The sequence below is a fragment of the Pedobacter sp. W3I1 genome (assembly GCF_030816015.1).
Taxonomy (GTDB): domain Bacteria; phylum Bacteroidota; class Bacteroidia; order Sphingobacteriales; family Sphingobacteriaceae; genus Pedobacter.
Genome location: NZ_JAUSXN010000001.1, coordinates 1,317,306 through 1,343,001, shown reverse-complemented (window position 1 = coordinate 1,343,001; position 25,696 = coordinate 1,317,306). Strand labels below are relative to the sequence as shown.

21 protein-coding genes and 1 pseudogene are annotated in these 25,696 nt (G+C 37.5%); 14 read left to right on the top strand and 8 right to left on the bottom strand.

The genetic code is table 11. The annotated features are described in order from the left end of the window. Positions 1-68 precede the first annotated feature (68 nt). From QF042_RS05830 to QF042_RS05810, 5 genes are all read left to right on the top strand, one after another. Positions 69-1,490, top strand: coding sequence for a S41 family peptidase (locus QF042_RS05830; protein ID WP_307526224.1), 1,422 nt, complete (start codon positions 69-71; stop codon positions 1,488-1,490). 39 nt (positions 1,491-1,529) lie between these two features. After that, positions 1,530-2,621 (top strand): sensor histidine kinase, encoded by a 1,092-nt coding sequence (locus QF042_RS05825; RefSeq protein WP_307526222.1) that lies wholly within the window; start codon positions 1,530-1,532, stop codon positions 2,619-2,621. Beyond that, positions 2,618-3,343 carry a LytTR family DNA-binding domain-containing protein gene (locus tag QF042_RS05820; RefSeq protein ID WP_307526220.1) on the top strand — a complete coding sequence of 242 codons (726 nt, stop codon included), beginning with the start codon at positions 2,618-2,620 and terminating at the stop codon, positions 3,341-3,343. The genes QF042_RS05825 and QF042_RS05820 overlap by 4 nt, the downstream gene beginning before the upstream one ends. A gap of 237 nt (positions 3,344-3,580) precedes the next feature. Beyond that, positions 3,581-5,215: an L-glutamate gamma-semialdehyde dehydrogenase gene (gene pruA / locus QF042_RS05815; RefSeq protein ID WP_307526218.1), complete on the top strand. Its 1,635-nt coding sequence runs from the start codon at positions 3,581-3,583 to the stop codon at positions 5,213-5,215. Between the two features lie 260 nt (positions 5,216-5,475). Beyond that, a complete protein-coding gene (locus QF042_RS05810) occupies positions 5,476-5,736 on the top strand; it encodes a hypothetical protein (RefSeq protein ID WP_307526216.1) in 261 nt (86 codons plus the stop codon). A 64-nt stretch (positions 5,737-5,800) separates the two neighbouring features. Here QF042_RS05810 and can read toward each other — a convergent pair whose 3' ends face one another. The 3 genes from can to QF042_RS05795 form a co-directional block, all read right to left on the bottom strand. Further along, positions 5,801-6,457, bottom strand: a complete 657-nt coding sequence (gene can / locus QF042_RS05805; RefSeq protein ID WP_307526214.1) for a carbonate dehydratase — start codon at positions 6,455-6,457, stop codon at positions 5,801-5,803. A gap of 2 nt (positions 6,458-6,459) precedes the next feature. Continuing rightward, positions 6,460-8,067 carry a SulP family inorganic anion transporter gene (locus QF042_RS05800; RefSeq protein WP_307526212.1) on the bottom strand — a complete coding sequence of 536 codons (1,608 nt, stop codon included), beginning with the start codon at positions 8,065-8,067 and terminating at the stop codon, positions 6,460-6,462. Between the two features lie 155 nt (positions 8,068-8,222). Beyond that, on the bottom strand, positions 8,223-8,525 hold the full coding sequence (locus QF042_RS05795; RefSeq protein ID WP_235526092.1) for a hypothetical protein: 303 nt from the start codon (positions 8,523-8,525) through the stop codon (positions 8,223-8,225). Positions 8,526-10,676: 2,151 nt separating this feature from the next. Here QF042_RS05795 and QF042_RS05790 point away from each other — a divergent pair. The 6 genes and pseudogenes from QF042_RS05790 (at position 10,677) to QF042_RS05765 (ending at position 16,002) form a co-directional block, all read left to right on the top strand. Continuing rightward, on the top strand, positions 10,677-12,218 hold the full coding sequence (locus QF042_RS05790; RefSeq protein ID WP_307526208.1) for an acyl-CoA carboxylase subunit beta: 1,542 nt from the start codon (positions 10,677-10,679) through the stop codon (positions 12,216-12,218). A 92-nt stretch (positions 12,219-12,310) separates the two neighbouring features. Further along, positions 12,311-13,483: an MFS transporter gene (locus QF042_RS05785; RefSeq protein WP_307526207.1), complete on the top strand. Its 1,173-nt coding sequence runs from the start codon at positions 12,311-12,313 to the stop codon at positions 13,481-13,483. Positions 13,484-13,501: 18 nt separating this feature from the next. Continuing rightward, positions 13,502-14,104 carry a hypothetical protein gene (locus tag QF042_RS05780; RefSeq protein ID WP_307526205.1) on the top strand — a complete coding sequence of 201 codons (603 nt, stop codon included), beginning with the start codon at positions 13,502-13,504 and terminating at the stop codon, positions 14,102-14,104. Beyond that, a complete protein-coding gene (locus tag QF042_RS05775) occupies positions 14,052-14,534 on the top strand; it encodes a GNAT family N-acetyltransferase (RefSeq protein ID WP_307526203.1) in 483 nt (160 codons plus the stop codon). Before QF042_RS05780 ends, QF042_RS05775 begins: the two co-directional genes overlap by 53 nt. An 85-nt stretch (positions 14,535-14,619) precedes the next feature. Further along, positions 14,620-15,736, top strand: a pseudogene (locus QF042_RS05770) (M42 family metallopeptidase). Beyond that, entirely contained in the window at positions 15,736-16,002 is a 267-nt protein-coding gene (locus QF042_RS05765; RefSeq protein WP_307526201.1) for a hypothetical protein, read from the top strand. The pseudogene QF042_RS05770 and the gene QF042_RS05765 overlap by 1 nt, the downstream one beginning before the upstream one ends. Positions 16,003-16,186: 184 nt before the next feature. On the opposite strand, the gene xth is transcribed toward QF042_RS05765, so the two are convergent. The 5 genes from xth to QF042_RS05740 all read right to left on the bottom strand — a co-directional run bounded on the left by xth (position 16,187) and on the right by QF042_RS05740 (position 20,901). After that, positions 16,187-16,963: an exodeoxyribonuclease III gene (gene xth, locus QF042_RS05760; protein WP_307526199.1), complete on the bottom strand. Its 777-nt coding sequence runs from the start codon at positions 16,961-16,963 to the stop codon at positions 16,187-16,189. A 580-nt stretch (positions 16,964-17,543) separates the two neighbouring features. After that, positions 17,544-18,062 carry an RNA polymerase sigma factor gene (locus QF042_RS05755; protein WP_307526197.1) on the bottom strand — a complete coding sequence of 173 codons (519 nt, stop codon included), beginning with the start codon at positions 18,060-18,062 and terminating at the stop codon, positions 17,544-17,546. Positions 18,063-18,186: 124 nt separating this feature from the next. Next, a complete protein-coding gene (locus QF042_RS05750) occupies positions 18,187-18,837 on the bottom strand; it encodes a response regulator transcription factor (RefSeq protein ID WP_307526195.1) in 651 nt (216 codons plus the stop codon). A 40-nt stretch (positions 18,838-18,877) separates the two neighbouring features. After that, the gene (locus tag QF042_RS05745) at positions 18,878-19,954 is read right to left on the bottom strand and encodes a PAS domain-containing sensor histidine kinase (RefSeq protein WP_307526194.1); all 1,077 of its coding nucleotides are present in this window, start codon (positions 19,952-19,954) and stop codon (positions 18,878-18,880) included. A gap of 521 nt (positions 19,955-20,475) precedes the next feature. After that, positions 20,476-20,901, bottom strand: coding sequence for a helix-turn-helix domain-containing protein (locus tag QF042_RS05740; RefSeq protein ID WP_307526192.1), 426 nt, complete (start codon positions 20,899-20,901; stop codon positions 20,476-20,478). A 269-nt stretch (positions 20,902-21,170) separates the two neighbouring features. Between QF042_RS05740 and QF042_RS05735 the strand changes: the two genes are divergently transcribed. The 3 genes from QF042_RS05735 to QF042_RS05725 all read left to right on the top strand — a co-directional run bounded on the left by QF042_RS05735 (position 21,171) and on the right by QF042_RS05725 (position 25,695). After that, positions 21,171-21,587, top strand: coding sequence for a DUF1801 domain-containing protein (locus tag QF042_RS05735; protein ID WP_307526189.1), 417 nt, complete (start codon positions 21,171-21,173; stop codon positions 21,585-21,587). 389 nt (positions 21,588-21,976) lie between these two features. Further along, a complete protein-coding gene (locus tag QF042_RS05730) occupies positions 21,977-24,394 on the top strand; it encodes a S9 family peptidase (RefSeq protein ID WP_307526187.1) in 2,418 nt (805 codons plus the stop codon). 410 nt (positions 24,395-24,804) lie between these two features. After that, entirely contained in the window at positions 24,805-25,695 is an 891-nt protein-coding gene (locus QF042_RS05725; RefSeq protein WP_307526185.1) for a J domain-containing protein, read from the top strand. Position 25,696 lies beyond the last annotated feature (1 nt).

Here is a 25,696-nt window from a genome sequence, read left to right as displayed (position 1 = left end):
TTATTTAGAATTAAATCAAATTTCTCATTACTTTACCTATTAATTACCACCCCCTATTTTTATCAATAATGAAGTATGTTGTTTGTTTTATTTGTTTATTTCATTTTACGCTTGCTCTAAAAGCACAAAATTGTAACTGTGATGATAATTTTCGATTCTTGGTAGAAAAAATCAAAAAAAATTACATTGGTTATGCTGATAAAGTAGACTCTTCAAATCAGTTACAATTCGAAAAGTTTACCGATAGTTTACAGCAAGTCGCTTCTCTATCCAGTTCTTACAAATGTTTAGGTTTAATGAGAGAATGGCTCAGTTTTTTTAAAGATAAACACATTGATTTCGGTATGGATTTTAGTAAACTTTCTCCTGATTCCGTGAGGATATTTTTTGCTAATGAAGAGAAAACAACTTGGACAGAAAATACCTTTAAATCTTATCTGCAACAAAACAATACAACACTAGATAGCATAGAAGGGATTTGGAATTATGGGATGTATGAAATTGGAATTGTTAAAGACCTTACCAAAAAAAAAGTTGAATTTATTGGTTTTGTAATAAAAGCAGATAGTGTAAGGTGGATGCCACAACAAATAAAATTTAAAATTAGTAAAGTCGACAATCAGTATAAAACCATTTATTTCAGTGGAGGTGACCATTCGATTAACTATCCCAACTTAGTTACACAAAAAGACCTGTTAGATTTCGGCTTTTTTGGAAAATGGAAAAGAGGGGAGAAAAAAACGAAAACGGTTTCTCCTGCTAAAATTAGTGTCCCAGAGTTAATCTCTAGCTTTAAAGTTTTAGATGAGCAAACGTCTTTACTTACACTTGCTTCATTTGATATTAAATATAAACGCAGTATAGATAGCCTCATTGATGGCAATAAAGATAATTTAGCACATACCAAACACTTAATTATTGACGTAAGGGATAACCCTGGCGGGACTACGAGTTGTTTCGAAAAACTTATCCCATATTTATATACGAACCCTATTCATATTGATGGTGGTATTGTATTAGCCACTGAAGATAACATTCGTGATTGTTATGAAAAGGATTACTCATTATCAAGTACAGCTACAAAGAAAAAAATACAAGAAAATAACAAAAAATTAAGAGCACACTTAGGGGAACTCTATTATTTATACAAACCAGAAACTATAAAACTATCCAAAAGGTTGAAAAATCCGGAGCGTATTTCAATTCTAATTAACGGAAACACGGCAAGTAGTGGAGAGTATTTTATTTTAAGAGCAGAACAGAGTAAAAAAGTTACCCTATTTGGTCAAAATACCGCTGGAATGGTTGACTATGGTGAAATTGCTATTACACACACACCTTGTTCTATTTTTACACTTATTTATCCAGTAGCAAAATCATTGCACGCTATAAAACGGCCACTAGATAATATAGGAATAGCTCCAAATATTAGCATACCTGAAAGTGAAAAGGATTGGATAAATTTTGTAAGAAGCTATAAAAATAATTAGTTGTGAAAAATAAAATACAAAGTAATCGCCTATCACATCTTGTTTTGGGTAGCATATATGTTGTTAGGCAATATTTTAGAGTATGCGCAAGATCCTGTTAACTATTTTTTTAGTATAGCAGATGTATTTTTCACACAGTTCCCAAATATTTGTACGGTTTACTTATGTATATTGGTTTGTTATAAATATGGCAACCCTCTAAAACCCTTCCAGTTAATATTAGGGATAATCCTGGCCTTTGCCTTCTCTTTCAGCAACTGGTATATTACAGGTCATCATATAAGGCCGCTTATAAGTGCAGTTGGTCCTCCCCCACCCTCATTTAATTTCATACATTTTGGTGCCTCAGTATTATGGGTTTTTATTAGATATTCTATTTTAGGTATCGGCTATTATTTTGCGACAGAAGGCATCAAACACCAAAAAAAACTACGCCTCATCGAAAAAGAAAAACATGAAGCAGAATATGCTTTCCTCCGAGCGCAAATTAATCCTCACTTTTTAAATAATACGCTGAATTTCTTTTTTGCGAAGTCTTTACCCTTATCAGAAGAATTGGCCAATGGCATCATGACGCTTAGTGAAATCATGCGCTACTCCTTAGAAATAGATAAAGATGATCGAATGACTTTAATAGACGAGGAAATTGAGCACATTAAAAATGTAGTTAAAATTAATCAGCTTCGTTTCAATAATAAGTTACAGATCGATTTTAGTGTAAATGGAAATACCGACAATGTAAGATTGATTCCATTAATTCTAATTACCATTGTAGAGAATATCTTAAAACATGGCGATTGTACAGATAAGTTGCATCCCGTTAAAATAGCCTTAAGCATTAACGAAATCGATCATCATATCCGTTTAAGCACCTGGAACATAAAGAAAAACGGGCCTAAAGAACTCTCGAGTGGTATAGGTATGGAAAACATAAAGAAACGACTCACCAATCATTACAAAAAAGGTTTTGCACTAACCATTAATGAAACCGAGGTTGATTACCGCCTTGAATTAACTTTACCTTATAACAAGGCTACTGATCATCAAGAAAAACCAAGTTCATTTGATAATTTAGGTTTTTTAGAACATTTCAAATTACCGCCAATTAAACCTCAACCATACACCTCATGATTAACTGCATTATAGTTGATGACGAAGACCATGCCATTGAAGTAATACAACATTACCTAAAATCTGTTGCGGCAATACACATCACCGCAACATTTATCAATCCCATTGATGCACTAAGCTTTTTAAGTAGTAACCCGGTAGATCTCATTTTTTTAGATATTCATATGCCAGAGATATCAGGAATTGATTTCATCCAAACGATGAATAACAAAGATGTACAGGTGATACTTACTACCGCCTATAAGGAGTTTGCTACTGCTGGTTTTGATCTTGATGTGGTGGATTATTTAGTTAAGCCAATCCCGCTGCCTCGTTTTCTACAAGCTATAAATAAAGCCCAAAAGATAATCAACACCAAAAAAGCAAACGTACCTGCCAACCAGCAGGATGATGATTATTTTATGGTTAAAACAGAGGCTAAAGGCAAAATGCTGAAAATTAATATCGCCGAAATTGATTTTGTTGAAGGCATGAAAAACTATATCGCTTTTCATCATAATGGAATTAGAACACTGGCACTCCTGACGATGAAGGATGTAGAAGAAAGATTGCCTAAAGCGCAATTTATCCGGGTGCAGAAATCGTTTATAGTAGCGCTTAATAAAATCACCTCAATAGACGGAAACAGGATCATTCTAAAAGGAATTTCAGCAGAAATATTAATAGGCGAGACTTACCGTAAAGATTTTTTGGATATGATGAAACAAAAGCTGCTTTTATAACCAGAGTTGACAACTTTCTTGCCGCCCCACTAGCAAAGTTGTCAACTCTGCATGCAGCGCCCAAACCACTCAGATTTTAACCATAACTTCTTTAAAAGTACCTGCTCACGGCCTTCGATCTTCAGACTTCCGACTCCTGACTATTCCAGTCAAACGTTTGCCCTATTTTCTTTACAGAATAATAGAATTGCCTACCTCAAAAAGCTTTATCTTTGCACAAATCATAAAAAATAAAATATGCTTAAAGGATTTTTTAACGTACCTACCCCGGTTAACGAGCCCATAAATAGCTATGCACCAGGAACAAAAGAGCGTTCGCTTTTAAAGGAGGCTATTGCCGATGCGCGTGCTAAACAATTGGATATTCCGATGTTTATTGGCGGACAAGAGGTACATACTAAAAATAAAAAGAAAGTGGTAGCTCCACACGATCATCAACATGTACTGGCTACCTTTAGTTATGGAGATAAAAGCCATGTAAAACAAGCCATAGATGCTGCTTTGGGTGCCAAGGCAGATTGGGAAGCTTTAGCCTGGGAACATAGAGCTGCTATTTTTATGAAAGCTGCTGATTTGTTTGCTACAAAATACCGCTACCAAATTAATGCGGCAACCATGCTTGGGCAAAGTAAAAATGCCTATCAGGCTGAAATTGATGCGGCTTGTGAGCTGGTTGATTTCTTACGCTTTAACGTAAGTTATATGCAGGATATTTATGGCCAACAGCCACCAGTATCGCCAAATGGCATGTGGAACAGAACGGAACAACGTCCTTTAGAGGGTTTTATATTTGCTTTAACACCTTTTAACTTTACCGCAATTGCTGGTAATTTACCTGCTTGTGTAGCCATGATGGGTAATGTGGTGGTTTGGAAACCTGCAGATACGCAAGTTTATGCGGCTAATGTAATTATGCAGGTTTTCCGCGAAGCAGGCTTACCTGACGGCGTAATTAATCTTATTTTTGCAGATGGTCCTGAAGTTGGTGATGTGGTTTTTAATCATGCTGATTTTGCAGGCATTCACTTTACAGGCTCAACAAAAGTTTTTCAGGAAATCTGGAAAACAATCGGAACAAACATCCATAAGTACAAATCATATCCACGCATAGTGGGCGAAACTGGAGGTAAAGATTTTATTCTGGTTCACCCAAGTGCAGACGTTGCTGCTTCAGTTACTGCAATTGTTAGGGGCGCGTTCGAATATCAGGGGCAAAAATGTTCTGCAGCCAGCCGTACTTATATCCCAAAAAGTCTGTGGCCTGAGATTAAAAAATTAATGATCAGAGATTTAGCTTCATTTAAAATGGGCGGAACAGAAGATTTCAGCAACTTTATTAATGCCGTTATTGATGAGCGTTCTTTCGATAAACTGGCTAAATATATCGATCAGGCTAAAAAAGATAAGGGAGTTGAAGTTATTGCCGGTGGCAACTACGATAAGAGCAAAGGTTATTTTATCGAACCTACTGTCTTAGTAGTTGATGATCCGAAATATACCACCATGTGTGAGGAACTTTTTGGTCCGGTATTATCTGTATACGTATACCAAGATCAGGAATTTGATCAGATTTTAGAAATAATCGATACCACTTCGCCTTATGCATTAACAGGAGCTATTTTATCACAAGATAGATATGCTATAGAAAAAGCCAGTTATGCCTTACGCAACTCAGCCGGTAATTTTTACATTAACGATAAATGTACAGGTGCCGTAGTTGGTCAACAACCATTTGGTGGAGCAAGAGGATCAGGTACGAATGATAAAGCTGGGGCAATGATCAATTTATTGCGCTGGGTTTCTCCACGTACCATTAAAGAAACTTTTAATCCTCCAACTGACTACCGTTATCCATTCTTAGCAGAAGATTAACTTTTGCATTATTAATGTTATAAATATGAAGAAAAACCGCTGAGCAATCAGGGGTTTTTCTTTTTTAAAGAGAATTTGCAAAGTTGTCTTCTTAATCTACTTTAATTAAAAGATAGGCCACAGCTGTTCAGAGTGTTAACATAACTATAGTGATAAACACATCTGCAACGAAAATTTCATTCTTTAATTTTCACAACGCGTAAACACTTTTAAAACCATCTCTGGTTCTTGCTGTTCTACTTATATAAAGTTAAAATATCATGGAAAATATAAAAGATAACAACGAAAATTTGGGCGATAAAAATGCAGATAACAGCGCTGATAAAACCAACATGCCCGATCAGCAGGTGCCACGCCATCGAAGTAACGACAATGAAAAGAAAAACACGGTAGAAAGCGATGCTGGAAATCTTAGCCGGGATTTTGGAGGAGGCGATTTTGGTTCTGAAGAAGCAAGAACAGATGCTGAAAAAGGAAATAAGGGTGAAGCAGGAAACATACCCAATACCACAAAAAAATAAAAGCCCCCGATGTAAAATCGGGAGCTTTTCCTAACAACTAAAAAATAACACCTTTGTGGTGTTTTTATCCTACTTTAAATGCAGGGGCAACATCATCAAGACAAGTACAAGTTACTTTAAGGTCTTTGATGATTCCTGTTTTTATGCTGTAAACCCAGGCATGTACGGCTAGCTCCTGGCCATTGGCCCAGGCGCTTTGTACAATTGATGTGTTGGTTACATTTGCAGCGCCCTCAATAGCATTTAATTCCACTAATCGGTCAAATCGCTGATCAGGATCTTTGATTGTAGCCATTTCACGTTCGTGAGTACGGTATACATCGCGGATGTTTCTTAACCAGTTATCAATAATTCCAACCTGTTTATTGCCTAATGCAGCTTTCACACCACCACAACCATAGTGACCGCATACAATTACATGCTTTACTTTTAACACATTAATGGAATAATCCAGTACTGAAAGTAAATTCATATCGGTATGCACCACCACATTGGCAATATTTCTGTGAACGAAAATATCGCCTGGTTTAGTGTTGGTTATTTGGTTTGCAGGTACACGGCTATCAGAACAACCAATCCACAATACAGGTGGACTTTGGCCTTCAGAAAGTTTATCAAAAAAGGCAGGATCATTGTCGATCATATCTTTAACCCAGTCCTTATTACCCTGTAACAGGCTATCGTATGTTATATCTTTCGTATCTATTGTTTTTGCGCACATAACTATAATTTATTAATATCTTCTTCTACTTTAATATTTAATTTTGGTACTGTATAATGTTTTTGGATATTCTCCAATGTGACGATAATACCCTTGGTATAGGCATTATGTTTGTAATTATAAATCGTTTCCAATACGTCAGGATCGATATACCTGGCATTCGAACCATCAATAATTACATCTGTTTCTTTCGGAATATTCGTTAAAACTACTTGTATCGCTGCTTTATTTAAGAAAGAAACTTCCTCTGCCAGTTTAATTCTGATATGCTTTTTGTCGCCTTCGTTTGTAATCCTGTAAAAGAACGGGTTACGCATATTGGTACGGAGTAAATAGAAAATAGAAACCAACATACCAACGGCCACTCCTTTTAGCAGATCGGTAAATAATACCGCCAACACTGTAACTACAAATGGGACGAACTGATCCCAGCCTTTGTGATACATGTGTTTAAATAAACTAATCCGGGTTAATTTGTATCCAGTTACCAAAAGGATTGCAGCTAAACACGATAGTGGAATCATGTTAATTAATCCAGGGATAAACAACAAGGATAACAGTAACCAACCACCATGAAAAATAGCCGACATCTTCGTTCTGGCACCAGCATTTACATTTGCCGAACTCCGTACAATTACCGACGTCATAGGTAAACCACCCACCATACCGCTGGCAATATTACCTAAACCCTGAGCCATTAACTCTCTGTTTGTTGGCGATACGCGTTTAATCGGATCTATTTTATCTACAGCCTCTATACTTAATAAAGTTTCTAAACTTGCTACAACAGCAATGGTTGCAGCTGTAATATAAACATTTTTATTAGCTAACTGAGAGAAATCAGGCATGGTAAATAGGCCTAAAAATTCGCCGAAACCATTAACTACCGGGATTTTAACCATCTGATCGGGGCGCAATGGGTGATCTGTACCCGCAAAAAGGATAGTGCCGAGAACCCCTAAAGTTACCACCAATAATGGAGCAGGTACAACTGCTAATTTTGGAAACTTAGGCCATACGATCAGAATAGCTATCGATAATAAACTGATAACTACCGCAGCCAAACTAAAATGGCTTACCGCTGCTGTAATCGCAGAAAAAGTATTTTCGTGATCTTGTTGAAAGAACCCTTCATCGCCACTAAAATCGGTATCAACACCTAAAGCATGTGGCAACTGTTTTAAAATCAAAATCAGTCCGATTGCTGCAAGCATGCCCTCAATTACACTCGATGGGAAGTAATTACCAATGGTTCCGGCTTTAACCAGGCCTAAAATCAATTGCAATACACCTGCCAGTACAACTGCAAGTAAAAAGGTTTGGTAACTGCCCAAAGAGGTTATGGCGCCCAAAACGATAACGGTTAAACCCGCAGCAGGGCCACTAACGCTCAATTGCGAGCCGCTAAAAGAGGCAACCACTACCCCTCCTATAATACCTGTAATTAATCCAGCAAATAATGGTGCACCTGAGGCTAGTGCAATACCTAAACATAATGGCAATGCCACTAAAAACACTACAATACTTGCAGGTAAATCTTTCTTTAAATTCTTTTTAAGAATATATTTCTTCACATCCGAGCCTGAAAAGGCCGGGTTAAACTTTTGCATAACGATATAATTATCTAGTAAATTTTAACGAATAAATCGCGAGGGAAATCTTAAACCATCTCAGAATAGCCATAACACTACGGTGTGAAAATTTTAAACACAGCATTTATGCTCAGTTCATTGAGTAGGCACAATAATTACCCCAATAAAAAAGACTAGATAAAGTTAGGTGGCGGTGTTGGCACCGTAGGGTGATATGGATCTACATATCTTTTGAAATGTTCGATGAAACTGCTCTTCAGAAAGAAATGGCTTGAAGAGAACTCGTAAGAAAAGATAGGATGATTAAGTTCAACGAGTTTGAAATCGGTAAATTTTGCAGTGTCTTTGGCGGTATCCTTCCCGCCGTCATGCTCTAACTCAATTTGCATGATTACAGCGTTCATGATTTCCTTGTCAATACTCGTACAAAATACCGGCGCACCAGATATACCCATCTTCGCCATGAAGATGAACATGAATGAGGCAACGATTAAATACTTGTATTTCCTTAAAAACATCTAAAATTCTAATGTTGTTTTAATACTAACGGTTACAAAAATAAACGGATTATTGGTTTTTCAATGCTTTAAGCTGTAAAAAAAATGTAATTTAACAGAAATAAAGCCATCCTTTGCACAAAAGCAGGTTCGTTAAAGGTTTTAGAAAACAATTGGTTCTGCTACTATCGGTAAGTGCAGTCCTGCCATTCGCTAAATCTTTTTGGAAATATCTATTATAAAAACAAAATTAACCGAAGCCAAAAAGGATAGCGCTGCTGTCAGGTTTAGTTAACAAAAGCCGGTTCCAAATAGCACAATTTTACCTATAAGTGGACAAAAGACTTGGGTTTCTTGCACCGACCTAAGTTAAATAAACCCGATTGCCGGGAAGAGCTTCCGATCTTTCATCGGAACTCGTACCAAAAAGCAGCACTGAAATGACCAAAAGCAAGGAACCAAACCGTTTCTTAATAATCTTAAATATTTTTTCTTTCAGGAAATGAAAGGGCTGCCTTTCATAGGTGCTGTAGCCCTGCCATCCGCTTTATCCCGATAGAAAAAAATCGGGATGTTCGCTCCTGTCGGGTTTATTTAACAAAAGCCTGTTCAAAACGCCAAAATCTTATCTAATGGCGGATGAAAGGTTTGGATTTCTTGCACCTACTCAGTTAGATAAACCTGATTGTCGGGAAGAGCTTCCGATCTTTCATCGGAACTCGTACCAAAAAGCAGGACTGAAATAGCCAAAAGCACAGAACCAACCGTTTTCTAATAATATAATTATTCTACTTGGAAATGAAAGGTCAGTTTCATAGGTGCTGTAGCCCTGCCATCCGCTTTATCCCGATAGAAAAAAATCGGGATGTTCGCTCCTGTCGGGTTTATTTAACAAAAGCCTGTTCAAAACGCCAAAATCTTATCTAATGGCGGATAAAAGGTTTGGATTTCTTGCACCGAACTCAGTTAAATAAACCTGATTGCCGGGAAGAGCTTCCGATCTTTCATCGGAACTCGTACCAAAAAGCAGGACTGAAATGGCCAAAAGCACAGAACCAACCGTTTTCTAATAATATAATTATTCTACTTGGAAATGAAAGGTCAGTTTCATAGGTACTGTCGCCCGCCATTCGCTTTATCCCGATAGAAAAAAATCGGGACGTTCGCTGCTGTCGGGTTTATTTAACAAAAGCCTGTTCAAGATGCCAAAATCTTACCTAATGATGGATGAAAGGTTTGGATTTCTTGCACCGAACTCAGTTAAATAAACCTGATTGTCGGGAAGAGCTTCCGATCCTTCATCGGAACTCGTACCAAAAAGCAGGACTGAAATTGCCAAAAGCAAGGAACCAACCGTTTCCTAATAATCTTAAATATTTTTTCTTTTCAGGAAATGAAAGGGCAGTCTTTCATAGGTGCTGTAGCCCCGCCATTCGCTTTATCCCGATAGAAAAAAAATCGGGATGTTCGCTGCTGTCAGGTTTATTAACAAAAGCCTGTTCAAAAAGCCAAAATCTTACCTAATGGTGGATGAAAGGTTTGGATTTCCTGCACCTACTCAGTTAAATAAACCTGATTGTCGGGAAGAGCTTCCGATCTTTCATCGGAACTCGTACCAAAAAGCAGCACTGAAATGACCAAAAGCACAGAACCAACCGTTTCCTAATAATATAATTATTCTACTTGGAAATGAAAGGTCCGTTTCATAGGTGCTGTAGCCCCGCCATTCGCTTTATCCCGATAGAAAAAAATCGGGATGTTCGCTGCTGTCGGGTTTTATTTAACAAAAGCCTGTTCAAAACGCCAAAATCTTACCTAATGGTGGATGAAAGGTTTGGATTTCCTGCACCTACTCAGTTAAATAAACCCGATTGCCGGGAAGAGCTTCCGATCTTTCATCGGAAATCGTACCAAAAAGCGGGACTGAAATGGCCAAAAGCACAGAACCAATCATTTCCAAATGTTTTAAAAGGCTTTTATCTTTTGCAAATTACTGTTAGCATTTCATTGCTACTATAGCCCTACCATTTGCTTTACTCCACATCGTGTTTAGTTCGAGAATAAATAACATTCCGTTGGCCTTGCATTACCGCTAGTAATTTTTAATTTTAAAATCTCATAGCTTCAGCAATGGATAAAAAAATAGCATTACTTAAAGATAAAATAAACCAGGCAAACCTTGGCGGCGGACAAGCTCGAATCGATAGTCAGCATAAAAAAGGTAAACTTACTGCCCGCGAACGCATTCATTTTTTAATGGACGAAGGGAGCTTTGAAGAAATTGGCATGATGGTTACCCACCGAAGTACAGACTTTGGTATGGAACGCGAAAAATATCTGGGCGATGGTGTAGTAACAGGTTATGGAACAATTAATGGCAGGCTAACTTATGTATTTTCTCAGGATTTTACTGTGTTTGGTGGCTCACTCTCTGAAACCCATGCAGAGAAAATTTGCAAGCTTATGGATATGGCCATGAAAAACGGCGCTCCGTTAATCGGTTTAAACGATAGTGGTGGCGCCCGCATTCAGGAAGGTGTTGTTTCTTTGGGTGGTTATGCCGATATCTTTTACAAAAATGTACAGGCTTCGGGTGTAATTCCACAGCTATCGGCCATAATGGGCCCATGTGCAGGTGGTGCTGTTTATTCTCCAGCCATTACCGATTTTATTTTAATGGTAGAAAATACGTCTTATATGTTTGTTACCGGCCCAAATGTGGTTAAGACGGTAACGCACGAAGAAGTAACTTCTGAAGAATTAGGAGGCGCCAGTACACATGCTACAAAGTCGGGGGTTACCCATTTTGCCTGTGCCAATGAAATCGAAGCGATTAACCATGTAAAGAAGCTACTGAGCTATATGCCGCAAAATTGCGAGGAAATAGCCGGTCATTTACCTTACGAAATAACCGATGAAAGCCGGCCAGAACTAAACACTTTTATGCCCGAAAATGCTTCGCAACCTTACGATATACGTGAAGTGATTGCTGCTGTAACCGATACGGATAGCTTTTTAGAAGTTCATGCAGCTTATGCTGAAAATATTGTGGTGGGCTTTGCGCGCCTTGCAGGGAGAAGTATTGGTATCGTAGCCAATCAACCGGCCTATTTAGCAGGTGTTTTGGACAGTAATTCTTCAACCAAAGCAGCCCGATTTGTCCGTTTTTGCGATTGCTTTAATATTCCATTATTGGTATTTGAAGATGTTCCTGGTTTTTTACCTGGTACAGATCAGGAGTGGAATGGTATTATCACCAATGGTGCAAAATTATTGTATGCTTTTAGCGAAGCCACGGTGCCACGTATCACGGTGATTACCAGAAAGGCTTACGGTGGCGCTTACGATGTAATGAACAGCAAACATATTGGTGCAGATATGAATTACGCCTGGCCAAGTGCAGAAATTGCCGTAATGGGCGCGAAAGGTGCCGCAGAAATTATTTTTAAAAGAGAAATTACTTCAGCAGAAAACCCTGAAGAAAAATGGCTGGAGAAAGAAAAATTATATTCAGATATCTTTGCCAACCCTTATCGTGCTGCCGAACGTGGTTTTGTTGATGAAGTGATTGAACCAGTTCAAACCCGTTCAAAGTTGATAAAAGCCTTTAAAATGTTGGAAAATAAGGTGGTGAATAATCCAAGAAAGAAACATGGAAATATACCTTTGTAGAATATAGCCTATAGTCATTAGTCCATAGTCAGATCGTACATCAATCTAAGCCACTAAGACTCATGACTGAAGACTCCCGACTTAAGACTAAGATGCAGATTACTCAGAAATTATCACGCGCCGATATCCTCCTCATGGCTTTTTGCACGGGCCTAATTGTTGCAAATATTTACTACTGCCAACCTTTAGTCATCTTAATTGCAAAAGATTTTAATCTCACCGAAACCGATGCCGGACGGATTACCTACCTCACGCAGATCGGTTATGCTTTAGGTCTTTTCCTTTTAGTGCCACTGGGTGATATGTTTGAGCGTAAAAAACAAATCCTCGTAATTACCGGTCTCGCTATCCTGGCCTTATTAATTGCTGCTGTTTCGCGCACTTTCTTTGTATTAGAAATTGCCTCTGTTTTAATTGGTGGCTGTTCAATTGTTCCTCAGCTTATTTTGCCCTTAGCGGCTAATTTAAGTAGCGATGAAAACCGAGGAGCCAATATTGGCATGATTATGAGTGGTTTGCTGGTTGGGATCTTAGCCTCGCGGGCAGTAAGTGGGAGCATTGGCTTTTGGTTAGGCTGGAGAGCCGTTTATTATATGGCCGCCGGAATTTGTGGCTTGCTTATTCTTTTAATGTCCAAACGTTTTCCACAAAGCTATCCTGCTTTTAAAGGGACTTACAAAGAACTCATGCGCTCGATGTTCAGTTATATCAAAACCCAACCTGCTTTAAGGGAGACTTCGATTATTAACTTTCTGGCTTTCGCCATTATTAGCGCATTCTGGACTACAATGGTATTATATCTAGCTAACCCTCCCTTTAATTTCCAGACTTTACAGATTGGGTTATTTGGAATTGCTGGTGCTGCAGGCGCATTGGCGGCACCATTGGTTGGGAAATTAAGCGATGGTAACAACCCACGCAAAAATTTAATGATTGGTTTTATATTACAAATTATTAGTATCGCCTTGTTTTATTTTACAGGCAGCCATTTATACTTGTTTGTAATCGGTATTGTACTTATCGATATCGGTCAGCAGGCCATCCATGTAACCAACCAAACCCGGATTTACACCTTAATACCGGAGGCCAGAAACAGACTGAACACCATTTTTATGTCAGTTAGTTTTATTGGTGCCAGCTGCGGCTCTGCATTAGGCTTATGGCTTTGGGACCAAGGCGGATGGGCATTGTTCTGTTATGGAATGACGGCCATAATCGTCTTGAATATGTTAATCTATCAGTTTTACGGAAGAAAAAACAAATAACTAATCAATAAAAATTTTATGAAATCTAAAAACGCAATCAAAACATTTTCAGCTCTACTTATTTGCCTGGCCATTTTCGGTAAAGCAAAAGCTCAGGACAGTACAAAAGTAGCGCAACCAACAGAAGTAAAATCATTAAACAAAATCAGGTTGACCTTATTGGGACTTAGTTACGAAAGAGAACAAAAGATAGGAAAACTAACTACCGTTTATACAGGTGCAGGTTTAGCCGGAACCTTTTTGATAGAATATAATTACAATTATATCGATGGAGGTGAAACCAAAACTTATTTTGATCTTGCACCAAACCTGTATGCCGGCATCAGAAAATATTACAATTTTGAAAACAGGATAAAAAAAGGAAAAAAGACAATTAATAATGCGGCTAACTATTTCGGACTTGATATAAGCAGTTATTTTTCTCCTTTAATTAAATCAGGCAACATCAGTCAATATAATGTGATAGATTGGGAAATTGGAATCACACCAAACTGGGGGTTTCAGCGTAGCATTGGCAAAAAAACAAATTTTGAACTTTCATTGGGTCCAACTGTACGCATCAATAAATATGAAACCTATTATGGTGTTGATGGAAGAATCGGCTTTAGCTTTTTATTATAGTATGGTTCAAATTGAGCAAATATTCCCTTCTCTAACCTGGCGGATCAGGCACGAAGCCATGTATCCTGACGAGCCATTCGACATTGTAAAACTGCCTGATGATTTTGATGGCATCCATTTTGGATTATACCTCGATCATAAATTAACGGGAGTAGTTTCTCTATTTCAAGACGGGGATGTTTATCAATTCCGCAAACTTGCCATTATGCCCGATACTCAAAAAGCAGGTTATGGCTCACAACTAATGGCCTATATCCTTGATTTTTGTAAAATTCAGAAAGCGACAAAACTATGGTGCAACGCACGTGTAAATGCTAAGGAATTTTATTTTAAATTTGGCTTCCACGAAACAGATAAAACCTTTTTTAAAGATGGTTACGGTTTTGTGGTAATGGAAAAAAGAACTTTAAATTACCAACCGTCATGCTGATCCGATAGCTATTGGATTAGTTCAGTATCTCTTTAACTAGATCCTGAATCAAGTTCAGGATGACGAACAATTATAGAATAACATTATGGCTAAGAAAAAAGACGACGAAAAGAAAAAACATGTTGCTGTGGTTACTAAAAAATCGCTGCAGTTTCTTGAAGAATACATCAATAATCCTGCTCCTACGGGTTACGAATGGGAAGGACAAAAACTTTGGTTAAATTATTTAAAACCATATATCGACGAACATTTTATCGATAATTACGGCACTGCTGTAGGTGTTATTAACCCTAAAGCTGCTTTTAAAGTTGTTATAGAAGCGCATGCCGATGAAATTTCGTGGTATGTAAATTACATCACTGCAGATGGTTTAATTTATGTAATCCGCAATGGGGGTTCAGACCATCAGATTGCACCTTCAAAACGTGTAAATATCCATACCGAGAAGGGCCTGGTTAAAGCAGTATTTGGGCTGGCCGGCAATTCACACCCGCCATGGCGAAAAAGAACAGGCACCAGAATTAAAAAATATCTTTTTAGACTGCGGCTGTACTACAAAAGAAGAAGTAGAAAAATTAGGCATCCACGTAGGCTGTGTAATTACCTACGAAGATGAGTTTATGGTTTTGAACGACCGTTATTATGTTGGCCGTGCCTTAGATAACCGTGTTGGTGGCTTTATGATTGCCGAAGTTGCACGTTTATTAAAAGAAAACAAGAAAAAACTTCCTTTCGGCTTATATATTGTAAACTCTGTACAAGAAGAAATCGGTTTACGCGGCGCTGAGATGATTGCCCAGCGTATTAAACCAAATGTGGCCATCATTACCGATGTAACACACGATACGACTACACCAATGATTAACAAAAATATACAAGGCGATTTATCAGCCGGTAAAGGTCCTGTAGTTTCATATGCTCCAGCTGTTCAAACCAATTTAAATAAATTATTAATTAAAACCGCTGAGAAAAATAATATTCCATTCCAACGTCAGGCATCTTCGCGTTCTACCGGAACCGATACCGATGCATTTGCCTATTCGAATGGCGGCGTACCATCAGCATTAATTTCACTACCGTTACGCTATATGCATACTACCGTAGAAATGGTACACAAAGAGGATGTTGATAATGTAATCAGCCTGATTTACGAAAGCTTGTTAAATATTACCGACGGTCAGGATTTCAGAGAATTTAAATAATGGAAAAAGTAAACCACCAAAAAATCATCATCAGGACCTTGCTAAAGGTTTTGCTGATGATTGTTATTATTATCATTCTTAACTCCTGGCCAAACATTAAACAGAGTTTTAGTGGTCATGTACCACCGTTTAGTTATTGGCTTGACCACAGTTTTAAAATAAGTAACATCATCCTCATCTTAGGATTTGGTGGTTATTTCTATTATAAAGATTTAACCGATCAAAAAGAACTGATCGAAAAGGCAAATAACACCAACGAGCATTAAGTCAGTATAGAATAAATCTGAAGTCAAGTTTTTAAAAAACTTGACTTCTTTTGTTCTGCGCCGGGCCTGACGGAGAAATCAGGTGGATTAAAGCGGACGTAATACTATCACAACAGCATGGCGAATGCTTAAAATTAGTAGGAACAACTTTAGATATAACCTATTTAAAGAGATAAGCCCATAATTACACCTCGCTTATTTCAATCCACACCGGACCATGATCGCTTGTTTTTTCCCAGCCTCTTACGTGTTTATCTACTCCGGCAGACTTTAAGCGATCACTAACCTGAGGACTTAGTAAAAAATGATCTATTCTTAATCCCGCATCTCTACCATATGCATTTCTAAAATAATCCCAAAATGTGTATATCGTTTCAGTAGGATACAATTTTCTGATTGCATCTGTCCAACCTTGTGCCATTAAATTTTGAAATGCCAAACGTGTTTCAGGACGAAATAAAGCATCTTCAACCCAACGTTCTGGTTTATATGCATCCAGCTCCGTAGGTATTACATTATAATCACCACATAAAATTACTGGCAAATTATATTCCAATAGCTTTGCTGCATGGGCTGTAAAACGTTCAAACCAACGTAACTTATATTCGAATTTAGGCCCTGGCGCCGGATTTCCGTTCGGAAGGTAAAGACAACCGATTATCACATTATTAACCATCGCTTCGATGTATCGGCTATGCAAATCTTCAGGATCACCATCCAGATTTCTTTTTAGCTCTTTTATTTCCAGATTCCGAGCCAATATAGCAACGCCATTCCAACTTTTCTGGCCATGCCAAACGGCATTATAACCAATAGCTTTAATAGCCTGCTCAGGGAATTTTTCTTGCGGAGCTTTTAATTCCTGTAAACACACTACATCAGGTTGGGTTTCTTCCAGCCAACGTAACAGAACCGGTAAGCGTCCATTTATTCCATTTACATTATATGTTGCTATTTTCATCTGTATAATATGTTTTATGGTGATGAAACCCTTCCTGCGCAGTCAGGTATCATCATTAAACTGCAGCAAGATTTTTGAAAATCATGATGGTTTCATTTTATAAATCTCAGCAATAAAACTCAAAAATGAAACTCAGGGATTCTACAAAGTAAACTAAACTGGCACAAACGTACCTATAGCATATGTAATCTTTGGCTACTTACACTATTTTTAAAACTAATAATAAACTAAAATGTTTAATTTTGAAGATTCATTCATGTTTGAGCGCATGTTTGAGTTTAGATATAGGGATAGGCTGTTAGTCTGTCCCTTTTTTTATCCCTAACATTACCGGTTTATATTTTAGCCATTAGTCGACTTATATGAATTTTCAATGTCTTATATAGTGAGAAGGATTTGAAAATTAACGTTCTGTGCTATTCCATTGGTGCAGCCCCGCCATTCGCTTTAGCCCTCATAATTCCGATCTAAAATCGCAACAGGCTCTCGCTCCTTATCGGCTTATATGGAGCATTTTGTACTTTTTGTATAAGTTTTAATAGCAATTGGATTTGAAAGCAAATCCAATTGCTATTATGTATTATGTAGCCAAACCAGACTTATAATTTTTAAGCATCTTTTTTAAAAGGCCTCTTGCTACGTGTATTTTGGTTTTTACAGTGCCCAGGGGAATATCGAGCTCAGCAGCAATTTCATGATACTTATACCCTTCAAAGTAGCGGCAAAAACAAAAGCGGCAATCCTCCGGCAAGGCATTTAGCGATTTCTGGATATCTTCCATCATAAACTTTGCGGCACCACCATTCGATGATGCGCTTGGAACCAATTGAACGGAAGTTAAATCTTCTTCCTGCTGGATCATTTCATTTTTACGTTTTACCTTATAGTAATGATTAAGAAAGGTATTTCTTAAGATGGTAAAAAGCCAGGCTCGTACATTACTTCCCATTTCAAACTTAGCTGAAAACCTAAACGCCTTCATAAAGGTGTCTTGAACTAAATCAGCAGCATCGTCTTCATCACGCGTATAGGCTAATGCACGATCAAAAAGTGGTTGCCTGTATTGGTATATGTCACAATTGAAATTTAATGTTTCCATGATAGTTTTAGGGCTTTTTGTAGATATTCAACAAACAGCACCATTCAATGTTATTTGTAGAAATACGCGATTTTTTACGGTTTATTAAAAACGTTAAAAAATTGCCCTTAAACGATCAAAAATACTAGGCTACATAACCATTTCGCATGGCAAAACGCACTAAAGAAGCAGAGTTTTTCGTGCCGGTTCTACTGATTAAAGCTTCTCTTTGGCTCTCTACTGTTCGCCTGCTTAAGTACAATTTATCAGCTATTTCCTGATTCGTCAAGCCATCAGCAATGAGTTTTAATACGTTAATTTCGCGTTCAGAAAAATTGATTTCGGTATTCATTTTTTGCGAAAGCATATTTAACTGGGTATTAAAACGCTCTAAAATGGAGATGCATAAATTAGAAGAAAGGTAGCGTTTTCCCTTCATTACATGCTGTAGGCAAAACAGCAATTCATCTTCTTCAATGTCCTTTGATAAGTAAGCAAAAGCTCCTGAGATAAAGGCATTTGAGGCATACTTTTCATCGTCTAAAATAGATAAAACAACTACTTTAGTAGTGTATCCCCGCTCTTTAATGGTTCCGGCTAAACCTATTCCATCGAGGCCTGGCATTACAATATCTGATAAAATGATATCAGCTTTTATTCCTTTTTCGAGAAGTTCCAAAACTGCTAAACCGTCTGATACTTCTGCAACAACTTTGATGCCTTCATGTTTTTCTATAAGTGCTTTAAGTGAGGTCCGGATAATATGGTGATCATCCGCAAGAATAATGTTAATCATAATTCAAATATAACTTACGCCATTTTAAAATTAAAAACGGCTACTTAGGTAGCTCGATATAGAAGGTGGTTCCGATGCCAATTTTGCTCTTAAACCAGATCTTTCCCTGATGTAACTCCACAATGGCCTTGATTATACCCATACCAAATCCTCCCGATTCTTCACCTTTAAGGCCTGGCCTTAAGGTTTCGGGTAAGTGGTCAAAAAGCCCGGCCTGCAGCTCTTCCGGAATTCCGATCCCATTATCAGCAACGGTAATTAAAACAGTATTTTCATATTCCTCGGCATGTAAAGTAATATTTCCTTGATCGGCAGTAAATTTTAATGAATTTGAGATGAGGTTATTTATAACCTGTAAAAATTTCATGCTATCAAGATGCAGATAAATTTGTTCAGCAGAACTTGTAAACTTAATGTTCCTCATTTTACCTAGCTTCGATCGTTTATAAAAACGAACCACATCTCTAAGTTCCCAAACCAAATCCGCCCGCTCCTTGCCAATTTCTACTATCGATGATTTTAAAAATTCCCGGTTAATCATGCTCCGTACCAAAAGCAGGTTACGCTCGCACATATCATGAATAAACGCTAGCGAATTTATCATCTGCTCATTGCCTGTTTGCGCAACGCCATCTTTCATAGATGAAGCAGTTAATTTCATCATGGCCAGCGGTTCTTTTAAATCGTGCGCCAATACTTCTAATGTTATATTTTTTCGGGCGTTTATTTGTTCAATATGGATCTTATTGTGGCGCATTATCGTGGTATCTTCTACTGTACCCACTAAATGCTTAACTTCTCCATCTGAAACTGCAAACACAATTACCCGCACATATTTCTCTCTATCAGCAAACAGCAAACGGAATTCATATTTTTTCTCCGTACCATCTTCAAGGCATTCCTGATAACAGGATATTACATGTGCCAAATCTTCAGCATGTACCTGCTCTGCCAGTAACTGCGGATTGGCTATAATTTCGTCAAGGCCGAGTTCCCAAATATTACTTATCGATTTATTGAGGTATGTGAAATTTTGTTCGGTAAAGTCGAAAATAAAATATCCATCAACAGAACGGTCGCCCAGGTTACAAAAAAGCTCTTTATTTAATTCGACCATGATTTATTGTTTGGTGGTTAACCAATAAATAATTTAATTATCTCATTGGTAGTAACCACATCACAAACACCGCACACCGTAAAAAGTTTTTATATAAAAAATTGCGTTTAATTGCCTCGCAAACGAACATATAAATAACGGTTAAGTTATTTCCAGAGATATTAACATTTTCCACACGATGTGCAAAATTATTTTGCAAATAAAAACTAACTATTGCCTAAATTGTTAAACATAAAAGAAAGATAAAAAAGTCCTGTGAGCGGGAGATCCGCGGAGGGCAGGCACACCATAGAGAAGACACCATTTTTCTTATCAATAGCCATCGCACAGGTGGCTATTTTTGTTATATATCAGGCTATTTCAAAAACACCTTTTTACTTGTTTGGGAAATAATTTCTCCTTTTAAATTGCAGATAATATTACCATGTTGAAGACAGGAAAATGAAATAAACCAGTGTAATGCGAAATAAAAGAAAAATCTAACGGGATGACTTATCGCATTTCTATTTGTTAAAACTTAGTTATTGATATAAAAATGTTTCAGGTCTTTTATTTCTAAGTGGAAATTCCTTATTAATTGGATCGAGCTCTTGTGGCTCTTCTGTAATTAAAAGGTCGTTGTATTTTTCTAACAGATGAATATATTTATTCATCCAGAAATACACAGAATTATTATCCGAACCGATCTGTTTACCGGGATCTGCAGTTTGATTGGTGGATTCGGGGTTGTACTTGGGGAAAGCTTCTGGAAATGCCGAAGAAAGATCCTGACCTAATAACTTGCCTACCTGCCAAATTACTTCATGCCCAATTCTGTCTTGACCAAACCAGTTGTAAATTGTTCTGCGGCTCACATTAAGCTTCCTGGAAAGCTCGCTGATGCCCATACGATCTCTGCGCACTAAACGCTCAAGAATTTCTCCTTGTTTTAATTGTTGTGTTGTCATTGAGATAATTAATTTTTAAAAATGAAAAAAATAATTAAATCAGTTATCGGGGACGATTGACAATTCAAATGTAAGAATAAGTGTAAAAGGTTGTATAAAAGGTGTTAATTTTTTGACATATGTCAAACTCCATTAACAAATTATTGTAAAAACCTCGAAAACAGGCTGTTGTTAACCATGTTGTTTTTTTGAAATGGCGTATTACTTTAAATACAATCATCACGAAAATGAAATTATTTAGCTAAACTTATATTCATAACAAAAATGATATGGCACAGAATAAAACTACAGAAAACGATTTAAGCGTTTCTGATTTTCTAAATACCATTCCTGAAGAAAATAAAAGAGTTGATTGTTTTAACTTATCGGATATTATAAGCCAGGTAACTGGCTTTAAAGCTAAAATGTGGGGTAATGCCATTGTTGGTTTTGGAAGTTACCATTATAAATATGAGAGCGGCCGTGAAGGTGATGCCCCTTTGGTTGGTTTTTCGCCACGTAAAGATACCATAGCTTTATATCTATCTGCTCAATTTAAAGATCGTGAAGAACTCCTGGCTAAATTTGGCAAGCACAAAACAGCAAAAGCCTGTATATACATAAAAAAAATGAGCGATATCCATATCGACGTTTTAACAGAAATGATTAGCAATTCCGTAGCACGGATCAGTAGTTTGTATCCTTAAATGATGGAGGATAAAAAATCTAGGATGGAATTTGGCTTTCCGTTGATTAACCAAAGTATTTTTTGCCACGGAAGCACAGACGACACGGAATTAATTGGCTAATTATCATCCTGATTGCAACGAAGAATCTTAATCATGGATATTATTATGTGCCTATTTTGCAGTTAAAGATTGTCACATGCATAACCTTAACTTTTCTTAACTCCTAAATGGTTAAAACATGATTACCATTGAGAAATTAAGAAGAGGCATTTATTAAAAAAATTCTTCACTGCATTCAGAATGACAGCAGGAAGTATTCGCTTAACCATGTAAATAAGAAGTTACGCTACAATAATTTAAATTTTACAATATTTGATTATTCCTTATTCTGAATAAACTAACTGGAAATGATTAAAAAACTACACCTCTATTTATTGATAGCAGGCGCTTGTGTTTCGCTTAATTCGGCCGCACAAGATGCAGTAAGCTACCAAACACCTCCAAAAGAAATTGCCGATTTATTACTTGCCAAACCAACACCTGGCGTAAGCATTGATGGCAAAGCAGAATGGATCTTATTTAGCGAGCGCAATTCTTATCCTTCGGTAGAAGAGCTGGCCATGCCCGAATACAGGATTGCAGGGCTAAGGTTAAACCCAAATAATTACTCACCAAGCAGACAAACCTATATTAACAATTTGAGTTTAAAAAACATCAAATCCAACCAAACGTTTCAAGTTGCAGGATTACCAACACCTTTATACGCCAGCAACATTAGCTGGAACCCATCAGAAAATAAAATTGCCTTTACCCATACCACTCAAAAAGGAGTAGATCTTTACATTATTGATCTGATTACAAAAAAAGCAGTTAAAACCAATAAGGCTTTTTTAAACGTAGTTTTAGGGAGTGGTCTTACCTGGTTAAATGATAACACCATTATCTACCGTACAGTAACTAAAGCAGCAAGTGCTGCACCAACAAAACCCTTAATGCCTAAAGGGCCAACTATACAGCAAAACTTAGGTAAAGCTGCACCTAGTGCCACTTTTCAGGATCTCATTAAATCACCTTTTGATGAACAATTGTTTGAGTTTTTTGCAACCTCGCAATTGGTAAAAAATACAGCAGGTATAGAAACAGCCATTGGTAAACCAGCTATTTATGGCTCTACAAGTTTATCGCCTGATAAAAATTACATGATGATCGAAACCATCCGCAAACCTTTTTCTTATCTGGTTACCGCAAATGGATTTCCATCCACAGTAAGCATTACCGATTTAACCGGTAAAACCATTAAAGTGATCGCTGAGTTACCTTCATCAGAGGGAACTCCATCTGGCTATGATAATACACAAAATGTACCTCGCGGTTTCGACTGGAGAGATGATGAACCTGCAACATTGGTTTGGAGCAAGCCATTGGACAGTGGTTTAATTAAAAAAGATGTTCCCTATCATGATGCAGTTTATGCGTTAAGCGCACCTTTTACCGGAGCAGAAAAAGAATTATTTAAAACAACTACCCGTTACCGTGGTGTACAATGGGGCGATGCCAACCTTGCCCTTATTATGGAAGGTTTACGTAGCAAACAAACCAGTAAAGTGAGCCGTTATAACCCCACAACCGGAGCAGTGGAAGAATTGTACAGCCGTAACCAGACAGATGCCTATGGTAACCCAGGCACGCCGGTTACTACTAAAAACAAATATGGCAGGCAGGTAATTAAAACGGTTGACAATGGCACTAAACTGTTAATGAATAATATAGTAGGTTCATCAGAAAAAGGAGATTTGCCTTTTCTGGCCAAATTCGACTTAACTACTAAGAAGAACGAAATTATCTGGCGCAGCGCCGAAGGAACCTTCGAATATGTAAGTGATGTAATTAACCCTGATAAACTGGTATTACTCACCCGTAAAGAAAGCCAGAAATTAGTACCCAACTACTTTATTAAAAACCTGATGCTTCGCATCGCCGATCAATCAATTACGAATTTCACTAACCCATACCCATCTTTAGAAGGCATTACCAAACAGAAAATTTCTTATAAACGTGCCGATGGTGTAGATTTAACAGGCGACCTGTATTTACCAAAGGGCTACAATAAGGATAAAGATGGGCCATTACCCTCGTTAATTTGGGCTTATCCACGCGAATTTAACTCTGCAGCAGATGCCGCACAGATCCGTGGATCGAAAGATAAATTTACAACCATTAGCTGGGCTTCTCCTATTTTTTGGGTAACCCGTGGTTATGCGGTGCTAGATAATGCAGAAATGCCAATTGTTGCCAAAGACGGTAAAAAACCTAACGATACTTTTGTAGATCAGTTACAATTAAATGCTGAGGCAGCTATTAATAAACTGGCAGACTTAGGCGTTGGCGATAAAAAACGTATGGCTGTTGGGGGGCATAGTTATGGCGCATTTATGACCGCAAACTTATTGGCCCATACCAATCTTTTTGCTGCAGGTATTGCCCGTAGCGGAGCTTATAACCGTACGCTTACGCCCTTTGGTTTTCAAAATGAAGAACGTACCTATTGGCAGGCACCTCAGTTGTATTACGAAATGAGTCCATTCAGTTATGCCGATAAAATTAAAACTCCGATATTGTTAATCCATGGCGATTCTGACGATAATCCAGGCACCTTCCCTATTAATAGCGAACGTTTGTTCAATGCCATTAAAGGAGCTGGTGGTACTACCCGTTTTGTATTTTTACCGTACGAAGCACACAGTTACCGTGGCAAAGAAAACCTGTTGCACATGCTTTGGGAGCAAGACCAATGGTTAGAAAAATACGTAAAAAACAAAAAATAATTCTCTCTACCTTTATCGATTAAAGTGCCTCTATATGGGGCACTTTTTTTGTTTAGTTTTTTCCGTGGTGTCAGATATTTCTATCTGCACTCAACCCATTGTCCTTTAAAGTCAGCTGGTAACAGCTGACTGCACTTCTAAACAAATATTTAATTCAATCACTTAGTTTCTTCCTTTTTGATAATTAGCATTGTTTTAAGTGATGGATCAGCCAGATGGCAACATTTGACAGCACATTTATATATTTAATATTATAATTAAAAACCTTAATGTCCTTAATCTCTTAATGGTCAAAACTTGCAATAATAATGGCTAACGCGGTTAACACAATCCCATTGAAATACACCATTATTAAACCTACATTTATACAATAAAACTGAACATTCCCTTTACTTATTTGTTAAACGATTATGGACTACATAGACTATTATAAAATCCTCGATTTAAAAAAAGATGCAACAACCGAAGATATTAAAAAAGCATATAGAAAATTAGCCCGAAAATATCACCCCGATCTTAACCCCAACAATGAAGAAGCCAATAAAAAATTCCAGCAAATTAATGAGGCTAATGAGGTTTTAAGCGATCCTGAGAAACGGAAGAAATATGATAAATATGGTAAAGATTGGCAACATGCCGATCAGTTAGATGCCCAGCAACAGCAGCAAAGGCAATACCAATCGCAAGGCGGGGGTTATGGCAATAGCTATTCCGGAGGTTTTGGCGGCGAAGATTTTTCTGATTTCTTTTCCTCCATGTTTGGTGGTGGAGGTAGAAGCAGTAGAAATTCTCCTTTTAAAGGACAGGATTACAATGCCGATCTTCAACTAAACCTGCTCGATGCCTATACTACACACAAACAAACTTTAACTGTAAATGGTAAACAAGTGCGTATTACCATCCCAGCAGGTGTAGAGAATGGCCAGAAAATTAAACTACCGGGTTATGGTGCACCAGGTGTTAACAATGGCCCTCCCGGAGATTTGTACATCAAATTTAATATTACGGATAACCCTAAATTTAAACGAAAAGGAAACGACATTTATATCGAGGAAGAAATAGATGTATATACCGCCATTTTAGGAGGCGAAAAAATTGTAGAAACCTTAAACGGCAAGGTTAAGCTTAAAGTACCTGAAGGTACACAGCCCGATGCTACTTTACGTTTAAAAGGAAAAGGGTTTCCCCTTTATAAAAAAGAAAATCAGTTTGGCGATTTATATATCAAGTGGAAGGTAAAATTACCAACCAACCTAAATGTCGAACAAAAAGAACTATTCGAAAAACTTTCCAAATTCTAAC